Consider the following 14,141-nt stretch of genomic DNA (forward strand, 5'->3'; position numbering starts at 1 on the left):
TCCTCACACTCCATTCGCGCCCGCGCCGTCGGCGGGCAGGGTCGCGAGCAATTCGAGTTCGGCTTCCAGCCGGGTGACCACCCGGCGCAGGAGATCGTCGTCGATCAGATCGCGGTGCCAGTTCAGTGCCACCGTCAGTTGTTCGCGTGGCCACACCGTCGCGGTGAGCGGAAACAGGGTGATCTCCCGCGACCACAGATCGGTCAGCACCAGTTCGCCCACCGTGACCGGGGTCGGCGCGATGTCGACCGGATACGACTCGAAGACCAGCAGGGTGTCGAAGTAGCCGCGCACGCCAACGCCTGTCGCGTCCTCGATCTCGGCAAGGCCGAGATGGTGGTGGTCGAGCAGCGCCGCCTGTTCGGCCTGCACCGCGCGTACTCGCGCGCCGATCGGATGGTCGCGGTGGCGGCGCACCCGCACCGGGACGGTGTTGATGAACGACCCCACCATGGTGTCGATGCCGGGGATGCTCGCGGGCCGCCCGGAAACGACCGTGCCGAACACGATGTCGTCGTTGCCGGTCAGATCACCCAGTACGGACGCCCATACGTATTGCAGGACGGTGTTCAAGGTGACGCCCGATTCGGCGGCGAAGCGGGACAGCGCACCGCTCCGTTCGGCCGTCAGCGTTATCACGTGTTCGGCGTGGGAACGCACCGGATCGCGCGGTACGGCGCCCGGCGCGGCGACGAGGGTCGGCGTGGCGAGATCGTGCAGGGCAGCCCGCCATGCCACGGCGGCGGGTTCGCGGTCTTGCCCGGCCCGCCAGCGCAGGAAGGTGGCGAATCCGTCGTCCACCTCGCTGGGTGCGTCCGTGCCGAGCGCGAAGGCGCTCAACAGATTCCGCATCAGGATCGGCGCGGACCAGCCGTCCAACAGGAGCCGATGGTTGGTAATCGACAGCACCCATCGGCGATCCTCCATCCGGATCAGCAGGAACCGGATCAGCGGCGGCGTCTCCAGGTCGAACGGGCGCACCTGTTCCTCGGCCAGGATGTCGTCGAATTCCGTTCCGCGCTCGCGCAGGTCGACTTCGCGGACCTCGATCGGCGCTGTCGCGGTGACGAGCTGACGCCACCGGCCGCCACCGTCGCGGACGAATGCGGCCCGCAGCGAGGAGTGCCGGTCGACGACGTACTGGGCGGCGGCGCGCAGCCGCGCGAGATCAGGAGTTCCGGTGCAGGTCAGCACCACCTGGAGGGTGTGGATCTCGGCGGCACCCGGGTCGGTGGGCGCGAGTTCGGCGAACTTCTCCTGGATCGGTGTGAGCGCCCGGATATCGCTCAACCGGCCGTATCGGCGCTCCCAGCGGTCGATCTCGGACTGACCCAAGCCGGTGGGCGCGAAATCCGACGGCGTCCACCCGCCCGCGGCGGGATCGGCGGCGTGGCGCCCGAGGGTGCGCAGAACCGTCCCGAAGAGGTCGGCGAAGGCACGGACACGCTCGTGTCCGATCAGGGTGTCGGGGAAGGAGAAACCCGCCGTGAGCCGATCACCGATCACCGCGGTATCGATGGCGATGGACGCGTCGGCGGGAAATCCGGAATCGACCGGATGCGGCGTATTCGTGAGTGCGGCGGGCAGCCAGGGACCGTTCGCCGCCGATATCGCGCCCAGATAGGTGAAGGACAGTTGTGTGGTCTCGGCGGGCAGCTCGGACGCGGCGTCGGTACCGAAATAGCGCAGCAATCCGTAGCCGATCCCGGCTCCCGGCACCGAAAGTACTTGTTCCTTCACGGTTTTCACCGCATCGGCCAGCGCGGGCCCACCCGCGATCGCATCGACGGTGTCGATTCCGTCCAAGTCGATGCGGCACGGGTAGGCCGCGGTGAACCAACCGACCGTGCGTGAGAGATCGGCGCCGGGGACGAGATCGGGGTGCCTGCCATGCCCTTCCATCCGGATGGGTACCGCCGAGGAGCTGTGGCCGCGCCATGCGACCATCGCCACCGTCACCGCGGTCAGCAGGATGGTGTTGGTGTCCGTGCGGTAGCGCGGCGGCAATGCGGTCACGACCGCGGAGGTTGTCGTCTCGTCGAGTTCGACGGTGATGCGCCGCACCGTGGACGATACGTCGATGCGCGGGTCGAGTGGACGATCGGTGAAGAGCGGATCGGGCCCACGCAGCAGTGCTCGCCACTGTTCGACCTCGGCGAGACATTGTGCGCCGTCCGCCTGTTCGCGCAGCGAGTGCGCCCACCGCCGCATGGAGGTGCCCGCGGCGGGCAGCCGCGGCGACCGGCCCGATTCCAGCTGCGCCCACGCGGCGACGAAGTCCGGTATGAGGACGCGCCACGAGACGCCGTCCACCGCGATGTGGTGGATCACGACAACGAGCCGTCCACCGCGTTCTCCGGCACCGCGATCGAGCCAGACACAGTGCAGCACAGTGCCGTTCGCGGGATCGAGGCGGTCAATCGCGGCTTCCGTCTCGCGCGCGAGGATCGCGGCCTCTTCGGCATCGTCGGCGGTCGAGATATAGACGCGGCTGAGTACCGCAGCCGGGTCGAAGGATTCGGGGGCATCGGCGAACAGCCGCCACTCGCCGCCCGCGTCGCGATACAGCCGGGCGCGCAGCATATCGTGATGTTCGGCCACCGCACCGATCACCCGCCGCAGCGTGATCTCGGTGATGCCCACGGGCAGGTCGAGCACCATATGCTGGGCGTACCGGTCGAACCGCACACCGCCGGATTCCGCGCGCTCGACGAGCGCGAGCACGGCCGGAGTCGGCGGCATCTCCCCGACGCCGCCGCCGGGAAGTTCGGCGAGCACGGCCCTATCGGGAGCTCCGGTGGTGGCGATCGCGGCCAGTCCGGCGACCGTGCGCTGTTCGAAGACCTGCGCGGGGGTGAAGTACACGCCACGCGACTTCGCCCGGGATACAAGGAGAATCGACATGACGCTGTCGCCTCCCAGTGCGAAGAACGATTCGTCGACGCCGACCCGTTCCCGGCCGAGTACCTGCGCGAACACCTCGGCCACCGTCTGTTCCACCGGCGTCGACGGCGCACGATACGGCGTATGCGGCTGTACCGGTTCGGGCAGCGCCGCCCGGTCCACCTTGCCCGCCGCTGTGGCGGGGAACGCGTCGAGTACGACGATGTCGTCGGGGATCATGGCCGCGGGCAGAGCACGGGACAACTCCGTGCGCAGTGTCTCGGCGGTGCAGGTGGCTCCGGCTACCGGGACCACGTAACCGAGGAGCCTGCCGTCGGGACGCAGCGTCGCGACCGCCTGAGCGACCGTGGCGCAGGCCGACAGCGCGGCCTCCACCTCACCGAGTTCGATGCGCACGCCGTGACGTTTGACCTGGAAATCGGCTCTGCCCTGGTATTCCAGCAGTTCTGTCGCCGCATTCCAGCGCACGATATCGCCGGTGCGGTACAGCCTCGCGCCGCGGTCGAAGGGGTCGGCGACGAAGCGGTCGGCCGTGCGTGCCGGATCGCTCTGATAGCACCGCGCCAGTTGTGCGCCCGCCAGATACAGTTCGCCGGGTAGGCCATCGGGCACCGGGCGCAGCCGGGAGTCGAGCACGTACGCCCGCGTAGTGGATGCGACCGAGCCGATCGGGATCGACACCGAATCCCGCACGCTCACCGGATATTCCGTGACCGCGCCGGTGGCCTCGGTCGGTCCGTAGAGGTTGTGCAGGCGCGCGGGGGTGGCCGCACCGAACCGGTGCGCCAGGGCAGGCGTGAGGGTTTCGCCGATGGTCAGCACGCGACGAACACAGGCCGGGAAGTCGGAGACCACATTGAGGTGGTTGCTCAGTGTCGAGGGCACGAACTGGAGGGTGCTCACCGCGTGCGCGATGATCACCCGGGTCAGTTCGGCCGGGTCGGTGTGCGCCGACGGCGGCGCGATGGCCAGCGTCGCCCCGATACCCAACGGCCAGAACAGCTCCCAGATGGAGACGTCGAAGGTGACCGGCGTCTTCTGGAGGACGGTGTCGCTCTCGTCGAGGCCGATGTGCTCGCTCATCCACCCCAGGTGATCCACCACCGCCGCGTGGGGCACCGCGACGCCTTTGGGCACGCCGGTCGACCCGGAGGTGAACATCAGATAGGCGATATTGCCGGGACGCAGTGGAGCGCGTCGCTCGGCATCGCGCAATGGTGTGCCGTCGCCGTCCTCGTCCCCCGGTTCGCCGAGGTAGTGGACGGGAACCATGTCGCTGGTGAATCCGTCGTCCCGCGTGCTCAACACCAACACCGGCCGGGCGACCGTCAGGATGCGCTCGAGCCGCTCGGCCGGGTGGCCCGGTTCCAACGGTAGATAGGCGCCACCGGCCTTCAGCACCGCGTACACCGCGACGATGGCCTCGACCGAACGCGCCATCGCCACACCAACCACGGTGTCGGGCGCCACGCCGTGACGGATCAGACCGCGCGCCAGGCGATTCGCGCGGATGTCGAGCTCGCCGTAGGTGACCGACTCCGCGCCGCACACCAGCGCGACCGCCTCGGGCGACCGGCGTGCGACCGCCTCGAAACCGGTCAATGTGGTGGCGTACGCGTCGCGATCACGTCCCGGGCCGCCACGGCGCAGGATCCGCGCGCGTTCCTCATCGGTGGTGAGATCGACGCGGGCCACCGGGGTGGCGGGTTCGGCGACGAGCCGGGTGAACAACCGTGTGAATACGGGCAACTCGGCCTCGGGCACTCCGATCCGCCAGCCGTCGTCGTGCTGAACGGCGGTCGGACACTCCCCCGCCCCACCGGGTGTGCGCTGCCGCAATCGCGCCCCGACCTGTGCCACGATCGCGCGGAAGTCGTGCCCCGCCGCCACCGTCACGCGGATCTCGACAGTATTCGTACCGGACCGGTAACCGACGGTCACCTCGGCCGCGCCCGTGCGGCGATGCGTGTACACCGCCAGCCCGGCCAGCACGACCGCCGCTGTCCCGCCTCCGCTGCGCCGAGCCAGCGGACCCAGTCCGGGCGTCTTCTCCAGCGCGTACTCGGACGCGCTCGCCTCACGGGTAGGCATGGAACCCCCGTCCCGACTTGCGACCCAGATGTCCGTCCCGGACCAGCCCGGCCAGCGCATCCGGCACGCGGTAGCGGCCGTCGCCGGTGGCATCCCGCAGGACGGCGAGTGTGTCGGCCACATTGTCGAGGCCGATCAGATCCGCGGTACGTAATGGCCCCATCCGATGTCCGAGACAGCCCTCGAACAATGCGTCGACAGTGGCGGCGTCGGTACCGGATTCGGTGATCGCCGCGGCCTCGGCGATGGCGAGCATGAGCACCCGGTTGATGACGAATCCGGGACCGTCGCCCACCACGATGCCGCGCTTGCCGAGTGCGCCGAGGAAGTCGAGCGCGGTGGTCAAGGTGCCGGGCGCGGTGTGTGCGGTGGTGATCACCTCCACCGCCTCGGTCAGCGGCGCCGGATTCATGAAATGCAGTCCCAGCATCCGCTCTGGCCTGCCGGTGCGGTCCGCCAGATCAGCGATGGGGATGGCCGAGGTACCCGAGGCGAATATGACCGACGGTGGACACATCCGGTCGAGTTCGGCGAATACGCGGTACTTGAGTTCGACTCGCTCCGTGACGGATTCGATGACGAAGGTGGCATCGCGCAGATCCTCGACGCGCTGCGACCATCGGATACGGTCGATGATCTCGGCGATCTCGCCGGGGCGCGGACCCCGGCCGAGCAGCACGCTCGACCGCAGCGACACGCGGATACTCCGTCGCGCGCGTTCGGCGGCCGCGGGGTCGGGGTCGACCACGATCACGGGCATCCCGGCCTCGGCCACGCACTGGGCGATGCCCGCGCCCATCGTGCCCGCACCGACCACGCCGACCCGATATTGTGCGGTCACGGGTGGATCTCCTGTTCTTCCATGAAGGATTCGACGCCCAGTACGGTGTCGTGTACCAGCTCGTCCGGGCTGCCGAGCGCCGCCAGTGCGACGAGTTCGTCGGCGATGGCCTCGGCCGAGGACCGGTGGAACAATTCGGTCGCGTAGCGCAGATGTAGCTCGGCGGGGTGCCGCGTCCACGAGAGCGCGAGTTCGGTCGCGGTATCCCCTACGGAGGGCCCCGAATCCGATGTGCGGCCGAGGTAGCGCAGTGGCGCCGCGCCGTCGCCCGGCACCGAGGTTGGCGGGTTGTCGCGCAACCTCCGCCACGTAGTGTCCGGCCGGATGGTCACGATGCCGTCCCGGTGCCCGCCCTCGGGAGAATCGGGCAGGCCGATGCGCAGCCGATCGCCACCGCTGTACCAGGTGAGCAGCACCGCGTAGGCGTCGAACAGCGCGGCGTCGACCTGCGCATCGAACTCGGCGGTACCGAGCGGAGCGGTGTCGGACAGGGCGCGGTTCGGCGCGGCAGCGTCGCGTCGCTCAGCGAGCGCATCTACGAGATCAACTGCGCGCGTGATTGTTTCGTAGTTGTAGACCACGTTTCCGGAGCGTGGACGGTCGGTGGGGATCGCCGTCGCATACCGCCGCGATCCGGCGATCAGCGCCTCGACCGGTGGCGCGCCCACATCCGCCACCATTGCCGTCAGGATCTCCAGGAAGGCGTCGCCGATCGCGGCCACCGTCTGTGTCGTGAATAGTTCGGTGCTGAATTCGAGGCACGCGCCGATATCGCGCGGTACGTCGTCGGTGTATTCGAAGGTCACCAGAGTGAGGTCGAATTTCGCGGTGCCGGTGGGCAGCCCGCCGAATTCGTTACCGGCCGCATGATCCAGGTCGAACAGTTCCGCCCCGGCCTCGTCGATGCGTTCCATCCGGGGCGCGACCTGGTGGATGTAGAGCACATCGAACAGCGGGGTCCGCGACAGATCACGTTGCGGCACCAGAGCATTGACCACGCGGTCGAACGGGATCTCCTGGTGTTCGAGCGCGCCGAAGACGACCGAACGCACCCGAGCCAGCAGATCCGGCAACGCCGTATCGTCGGTGAAGTCGGTGCGCAAGGCGACCGTGCTGTTGAAATAACCGATCAGATCCTGGAATTCGCGTCTGCCGCGTCCGGTGGTCGGCGTGCCGACGACAATGTCGCGCTGTCCGCTGTACCGCGCGAGGGTCAGATAGAAGGCGCTGAGCAGGACAACGAACAACGAGACCGATTCGCGGCCTGCCAGCGCCCGTAGGTCGGCAAGCAGCGCCGCTGGGATGGTGAACGGGTGCAGATCGCCCACATAGGTTTTGCGGTCGGGCCGTGGGAAATCCGTCGGCAGCCGCAGCAGTGGGGCGGCGGCGAGTGTGTCGCGCCAGTATTCGAGTTCGTGGTCCAGTGCCGAACTCCCCAGCAGCGCGCGATGCCAGGCCGCGTAGTCGCGGTAACGGATGGGCAGCGGCGGCAGGCGGTGTGGCCGGCCTTCGCGCCGTGCGGCATATAGTTCGGGCAGTTCGCGACTGAGGATCACCGGCGTCGCACCGTCGGTGACGGCGTGATGGCAGGTCAATTGCAGCACATGGGTATCCGGACCCACGGTGATGACCAGTACTCGCAACAGGGAGTCTTCGGCGAGATCGAACGGTTCCTTGGCCGCGGCGTGCACGAGGGCGCGGGCCGCGCCGAGCGGATCGGGTTCGGCGGAGACATCGACACGGCGGACGTAGTCGTCCAGCCGATCGCGGATGCGCAGCACCGCGACGCCGTCCACTTCGGCGAAGTTGTACCGCAGGGTCTCGTGGCGCTGGACGAGATCGTCGAAGGTGCCGTGCAGCGCGTCCAGGTCGATCGGTCCGCGCAGCAGTTGGACGACCGGGTAGTTGTACAGCGTCGTCCGGGGATCGAACTGGTGGTGGAACCACATCCGTTCCTGCCCCGAGGACATGACCGGTTCGTCGTGGGCGACCAGCGCCGGGATCGGTGCGCGCTCGGCGCCGCCGACGCGGCCGGTGGTGAGAAGTTCCGCGAAATCGGCCAGCCGCGGGCGCTCGTACACATCGAGCAATTTCGGCCGGAAACCGTAGGTCTCCTCGATTCGATCCACCAGCTGAACCGCGATCAGCGAATTGCCACCGAGAGCGAAGTAGTCGGCGTCCTCGCCGATCTCGTCATCGGTGTACAGCAACTCGGCAAGGGTTCGGCGCAGCCAGCGCACCGGATCGGCGTCGTCGCGCGGTATAGCGGTCGCTGCCGCCCGCGCCAGCGCGGGAGCGGGAGTGCGGGGCAGGTCTACCCAGCAACGGGATTCGCGCATCGGATGCCCGGGCAGACGAACCCGCCGAGCATCGACCGGCGCGACGGCCGACCAGTCGATATCGACACCGTATTCGTACAGTCGGCCGAGCAGTTCGTCCAGATCGGCGGTATCGGTTGCGGCGGAAACAATATCGGCTTCCGGCACGGCATCGGCGATGAGCGTGGCCAGCCTGCCGTCCGGGCTCGGTTCCACGAACACCACCGGCCCCTCGGCCATGAGTGTCCGTACCACGTCGAGGAGTCGGTCGCTGTCGATCGTGGGCGGCGCGGCCGCGAGTTCGGCCGGGTCGACCCGGTCGCGGGAGCCGAGCAGATATCGGGCGGCGAATCGTGACGAGCCCGCGCTCAGCAGCGCCGCGAGCGGGATTCCGGAGGCGGTCAGCCGCTCGTGCACCGCGATCTGCCCGGCCAGCACTGTCGCCGTCGTGCCCGTGGCGGGCAACTGGGCGGGTAGTCCTGTGGGCTGTGCGGCCGGTGCCGCGCCGGGCGCGACCGGGACGGCGTCGGGAGATAACAACAGCACCACGCGCGGCGCGGTCGGCGCGCGATGGACGCGCACGGCGGCCTTGTCCAGCGCATCGGCGAGTTGCGCTGTGTCGGAAGCGATCACGGCGACGCGGTACTCGTAGTGGTCGCGGCCGAGCGCGAGCGTCGCGGCCACCTCGTCCAGAGATGCGGTGGTGACGCGCGCCGCTTCGGCGAGCCGGGCGCACAGCTCGCTCAGTGCCTCGGACGAGCGCGCGGAGACGCCGATCAGCCGGGCGCGGTGCGATGGCGACGCGGCGGGGACGGGCGGAGCCTGCGCCACCACACAGTGCGCGACACTGCCACCGAGACTGAACGAGCTCACCCCGGCGGCGCGAACCGTCTCACCGATCCACGGACGGGCCTCGGTGAGCACTTCGATACCGGCGGCCGCCAGATCGACGCCGCCGGTCGGACGGGTGAAGTGCAGTGACGGATACAGCTGCGCCTCCGACACGCTCAGCACCGCCTTGACCAGACCCGCGATACCCGAGGCGTGGTCGAGATGACCGATATTCGTCTTCACCGAGCCGATAGGCACGCCTGGGCCGCCGCCGAAGACGGTGGTGATCGACTCCAGTTCCACCGCGTCACCGAGTCGTGTACCCGACCCGTGGGTTTCGAGGTAACCCGCCTCTCGGGGGTCGAGTCCGGCTGTCTCCCAAGCCTTCGCGATCACGGCGCTCTGAGCGGTGGCGCTGGGTGTGCTGAGGGTGGCGGCGGCCGCACCGTTGTGCCGGGTCGCGCTGCCGCGGATCACGGCGTGGATCGGCGCGCGGTCGGCCAGTGCCCGGCCGACCGTGGTGAGCAGCAGTATCGCACCGCCCTCACCGTTCACGGTGCCGTCGGCATCGGCGTCGAAGGCGCGGCAGACGCCGCTGGGCGACATGATCTCGGAGAAGATCGACCCGCCCCAGGACGGGGAGCCGTGCACTCGCACGGTCACACCTCCGGCCAGCGCGTAATCGGCGTCACCGCTGCGTAATTCGCGGCAGGCCTGGTGCACCGCGACAAGTGCGCTGTTACATCCGCTGTCGACGCCGAAGCAGGCTCCGGTGAATCCGAACCGATGTGCGATCCGCGCCGGGCCCGCGAAGGTGGCGTTGCCGAGCAGACTCAACGGGCCCGGATCCACCGCGGCGGAGTGATAGCTCGACTGCGCGGCGCTCAGCGCGACGGCGGTGACCGCCCGAGCCAGCCGGTCCGCGGTGTATCCGGCGTCCTCGATCGCGCGCTGTGCCAGCATCAGGGCGAGCCGCTGCTGCGGGTCGATGACACACGCCTCCCGTCGGGAGAGATCGAAGAAGCGGTAGTCGAATCCGTCGATCTCGGCGAGGTGTCCCATCGGCAGATACGTCACGGTGTCGTCCAGACCGGTGGCCGCGATCCGTTCGGGCGGCATCGGCCCCACCGAATCTCGAGCGGCGGCCAGGTTGGCCCGGAATTCCGCGAGGTCGGCGGCATCAGGGAAACGCGCGCCGATACCGACGATCGCGATGTCGGTCTCACGCGCGAAGGCGATGTCGGGGGTGCCGGAGTCCGGCAAGGTGTGCTCCTGAGGGGTCACAGCTCGAACGTTCGAGTGGAAACGGATACGGAAGATTCGGCGAGGTCCGTGGACACGGCGGGGACGGCGGCGCTTGCCGCGAGCGCGTCGGCCTGGTCGCGGATCGTGCGCAGATCGAACAGCTGCCCGACGCGCACCGCGCCCGGCCTGTGCTGCTCCAGCAGCAGATGCAGCACGACCACCCGGTGCGAGTTGCCGCCGACCTCGAAGAACGAGTCATCGAGCTCGAAGTCGTCGTCTTCGAGTGCGGTGGACCATAATTCGGCGATCTCGCGTTGCCCGGGTGTCCAGTCATGGCGCGACGGACCCGGCAGCGGCGGATCGTCGGCTCGAACCAGCAGGGCGGCTTCGTCGAGCTTGCCCGCCGCGGCGATCGGAATCGTGTCGATCGGCACGAACCGGCTCGGCACCTCCAGCGGCGACAACACTTCGGCGCAATGCCGAGCCAGATCTCGGCGGCCGGGAGGCACGGCGCCGGCGGAGGGCACGATGAACGCGATGAGTTCGGCGATCTCGTCGCGGCCGGTGCGGACCACCGTCACGGCATGCGCGACTGCGGGATGGGTCTCCAGCGCCGCCTCCACCGCAGAGCGTTCCACCCGTGCGCCGCGGATCTGCACCTGCCCGTCGGCGCGGCCGAGGTAGTCGATGTCGCCCGCGGTGGTGAGCCGCGCGAGATCGCCGGTGCGATACATCCGTGCGCCGGGTTCGGCGGCGAACGGATCGGCGACGAAACGGGAGGCGGTCAGCCCGGGACGCGCGGCATAGCCGAGGGTGATCTGATCCCCGCCGACATACAGTTCACCGACATCACCGTCGGTCAGGGCTGTCAGCTCCGGCCCGAGCACCCACGCGGTATTGCCCGGCAGCGGTCTGCCGATCGGCACTGCCCCGCTATCGGTGACGACGTGCCACACGCAGGTCACGGTCGCCTCGGTGGGACCGTACTCGTTCATCAGCACGGTGTCGGGGAGCAGTTCGCGATGCCGGGCCGCCAGCGACGGGGATAACGCCTCCCCCGCGAGGGCGACCACTGTCGGCTCGCTGGGCGCTCCGGCCAGCCGGGGCAGCAGCAACCGGTAGTAGGACGGTGTAGCGACGAGATGACTGACCCGCGACCGGGCCGCGAGCGCGCCGACCGCCGCGACGTCGGGCAGTTCCCGATAGGTCGGCACCACCACGGTGCCACCCCGGGTGAGCGCCCACGGACCGAACAGCAGTGCGGCGTCCGCGGTGAGCGGACAAGTCGACAGGGTGACCAATTCGCCGTCGGCGCAGGGATAGTCGCGTCCGGAAATCATCGCGGCGAGATTGGCGCGGCTGACCAAGACAGCCTTGGGAACGCCGGTCGACCCGGAGGTGGTGATCACGTAGGCGGGCGCGGTCGCAGGCGGCGGTGCGGGCAACGGGCCGGTCGGTGAGGTCGTGCCGAGCGGAACCAGCGCGGGTCGGTTCGATGTGGGAGCGAGCAATGCTTCCACGTCGTCGATCGAGGTCTGCGGCGCGTACTCATCGAAAATGACTGCGGTGCACGGTATATCGCCCACCAGCGCGCTCAGCTGTGTCCCCGCCCGCCCCGGCTCGACCAGGCACCACGCCGCCCCAGCGCGCAGCGCGGCCAGCATCGCTACGACCGTCCACGCGTCCTGCCGCAGATGGCACAACACCACCTCGCCGGGACGCACACCGGCCCCGACCAATCGTCCGGCGAGATCCGCTGTGCGGATGTCGAGTTCGCGATACGTGAGAGTGTCGTCGCCGGAGATCAGCGCGATCCGGTCCGGGAACTGCGCGGCTCGGCGGAGCAGACCGCTGATCAGATCACCCGGCGGCGTCGGCGCATCGGCCGAACGCACAAGCACATGAGCGGTATTCGGCACCGCGGTCCGTCCGTCGTGGCCGAGCAGCACGCGCTCCGGACCCGGCTCCAGCACGACGAATCCGGCGAAGCGCAGCGTGACGAGCATGACCCGATTGACCTTGGTCGGTACGAATTCCGCGACACAGCGCTGTCCGCGTGCGCTCGCCCGGTCGATCAGATGCGCCAGCAGCGCGCCGCCGACCCCGCGCGACATCACCCGGCAGGACATGAGCATCAGCAGCAATACCGAATCCGTACCACGGAACTCACTGACCACGAGCCCGATCGCGCCGTACTCACCGAACCGGTCCCGTAGGGTCGCGATCAGCACTTCGTGCGAGGCGGAGGCGCTCAGCTCGCGCAACTGCTCGATATCGAAGGTGCGGCCGGTCGTATTGAGCTGATGGGTGCGCACTGTGAGTTCGTGCGCGCGTTCGAGATCCGCCTCGCGCGCCCGTCGCACGGTCATCACCAGCCCGAGACCGAGGAGGAATTCGGCATTCGACCCGGCGAAGGACTGCTCGCTGGTGCGTCGAAGCGCCTCGGCGCGGTAGCGTTCCCTGCGGTCGCGCGCATCCCGGGTGATCACCGCCGGGCTGAAGTCCGCGAGATCGGGCAGCCCCGCCAGATCCTCGGCGGCATAGCAGCGGACCTGCGGCAGCGCGGACGCCACCTCGGCGCGCTCGACCGGATCGTTGTCGACGAAGGCGATGGCATCCAGCCCGATATTCAATGTCTCCGCGATCCGGCGCACCGCCTCGGATTTGGCATCCCAGCCGATCTGCGTCGCGCAGAACATCTCCCCGAGCCCGTGCGCCGACAGATGCGCCAGAGCCGGAGCGGGCTCGCCGCGGCTCGCGATCGCGTGCACGATGCCGCGTTCGTCGAGCAGTCGCAGCACCCTGCGGGCTTCCTGACGCGGCGCGCAGGCATCGTCCTCCAGCACGACACCGTCCCACAGGGTGTCGTCCAGATCCCAGACCAGGCATTTCACAACCGTGTTCATGACGGCATCCCTCCGAGATCGCGGTCCGGCAGCCGCCGCAGCAGGCTGGTGCTCCAAGCCGCGACCGGACTGCTGTTCAGTAAGAGAACGTGATCCCCGGGTGCACGAGTCTGCGCCGCGAGGTCGAGGTTGACGAGCATGTCCGCCGATCCGAGGTGGCCGAATCCGGCGAGATTGCCGTGACAGACCGGATCGATGCCGATGCCGAGCGCCTCCTCCCAGAAGGCGAACGCACCGGCCGACAGGTTCTGCATCAGGACCGAACCCATATCGGCGAGACGTAATCCGTTGCGGGACAGCACCTCGGTATTCATCGCCGTGAGGCGGTTGCGACTCTCGACCGCCAGCCGGAAGCTGTAGGTGGCCTCGTCGGCGCAGCTCTCGCGCCATTGCGACCACGGCACGTCGCGGTAGTCGATCCGGAACAGGTCCGCGTAGCGTCCGTCGCTGCGCACCTCGTGGTCGACCAGCTGATACCGGCCGCCGCGCCCGGTACCGAGCAGCACGGCGGCGGCTCCGTCGCCGAGGATCGTCATCGGCGCGCGATAGCGGAACCGCGTCGGCGCGGTCGCCGCGGCCACGATAAGTACTGTGCGGCAACGTTCGTCGCCGCGCAGCAGTGCCGCCGCCAGCGTGAACGCGGCCGAGATCGACACACATCCGAGCTCGCCGATACCGGCGACGAACGCGCGATCCGCGCCGAGGCGCTGCTGAAGCCGCGTGGCCTCGGAGGCGAGCAGGTAGCGCGGGGCGCGCCCGCCGACGACCAGCATCGCATCGAGTTCGCTTGCCGCCAGCCCCGCGCGATCGAGGGCATCGCGCGCCGCTTCGGCGGCGAGGTCGTGCTCGGCGTCGTCCTCGGCGCAGCGCACGGTGGCGATACCGAGGGACAGTGCGTGCGCACGACGCGCGGGGGGCAGTTCCGATAGCTCGGCGAGATCGGCAATCGCGACGGAGGATTCGGGAAACGCGGTCGACACCGGACCCAAGGTGATCGAGGGCATC

At 69.0% G+C, this 14,141-nt stretch carries 5 protein-coding genes; all 5 read right to left on the minus strand.

Translation table 11 applies throughout. The features are described from left to right. Window positions 1-3: 3 nt before the first annotated feature. Genes AB0H61_RS08840 through AB0H61_RS08860 form a run of 5 tightly spaced genes read right to left on the minus strand, consistent with a single transcriptional unit; the run spans window position 4 to window position 14,140 of the window. A complete protein-coding gene (locus AB0H61_RS08840) occupies window positions 4-4,995 on the minus strand; it encodes an amino acid adenylation domain-containing protein (RefSeq protein ID WP_357300881.1) in 4,992 nt (1,663 codons plus the stop codon). Continuing rightward, the gene (locus AB0H61_RS08845) at window positions 4,982-5,836 is read right to left on the minus strand and encodes a 3-hydroxyacyl-CoA dehydrogenase family protein (protein ID WP_357300883.1); all 855 of its coding nucleotides are present in this window, start codon (window positions 5,834-5,836) and stop codon (window positions 4,982-4,984) included. The genes AB0H61_RS08840 and AB0H61_RS08845 overlap by 14 nt, the downstream gene beginning before the upstream one ends. Next, window positions 5,833-10,269, minus strand: coding sequence for a condensation domain-containing protein (locus tag AB0H61_RS08850; RefSeq protein ID WP_357300884.1), 4,437 nt, complete (start codon window positions 10,267-10,269; stop codon window positions 5,833-5,835). The genes AB0H61_RS08845 and AB0H61_RS08850 overlap by 4 nt, the downstream gene beginning before the upstream one ends. Further along, the gene (locus AB0H61_RS08855; protein WP_357300885.1) at window positions 10,266-13,136 is read right to left on the minus strand and encodes an HAD-IIIC family phosphatase; all 2,871 of its coding nucleotides are present in this window, start codon (window positions 13,134-13,136) and stop codon (window positions 10,266-10,268) included. Before AB0H61_RS08855 ends, AB0H61_RS08850 begins: the two co-directional genes overlap by 4 nt. Continuing rightward, entirely contained in the window at window positions 13,133-14,140 is a 1,008-nt protein-coding gene (locus AB0H61_RS08860) for a 3-oxoacyl-ACP synthase (protein WP_357300887.1), read from the minus strand. Before AB0H61_RS08860 ends, AB0H61_RS08855 begins: the two co-directional genes overlap by 4 nt. Window position 14,141: the final 1 nt, after the last annotated feature.

Origin of the sequence: Nocardia sp. NPDC050710 (genome assembly GCF_040654375.1) — a bacterium.
Taxonomy (GTDB): Bacteria; Actinomycetota; Actinomycetes; order Mycobacteriales; family Mycobacteriaceae; genus Nocardia.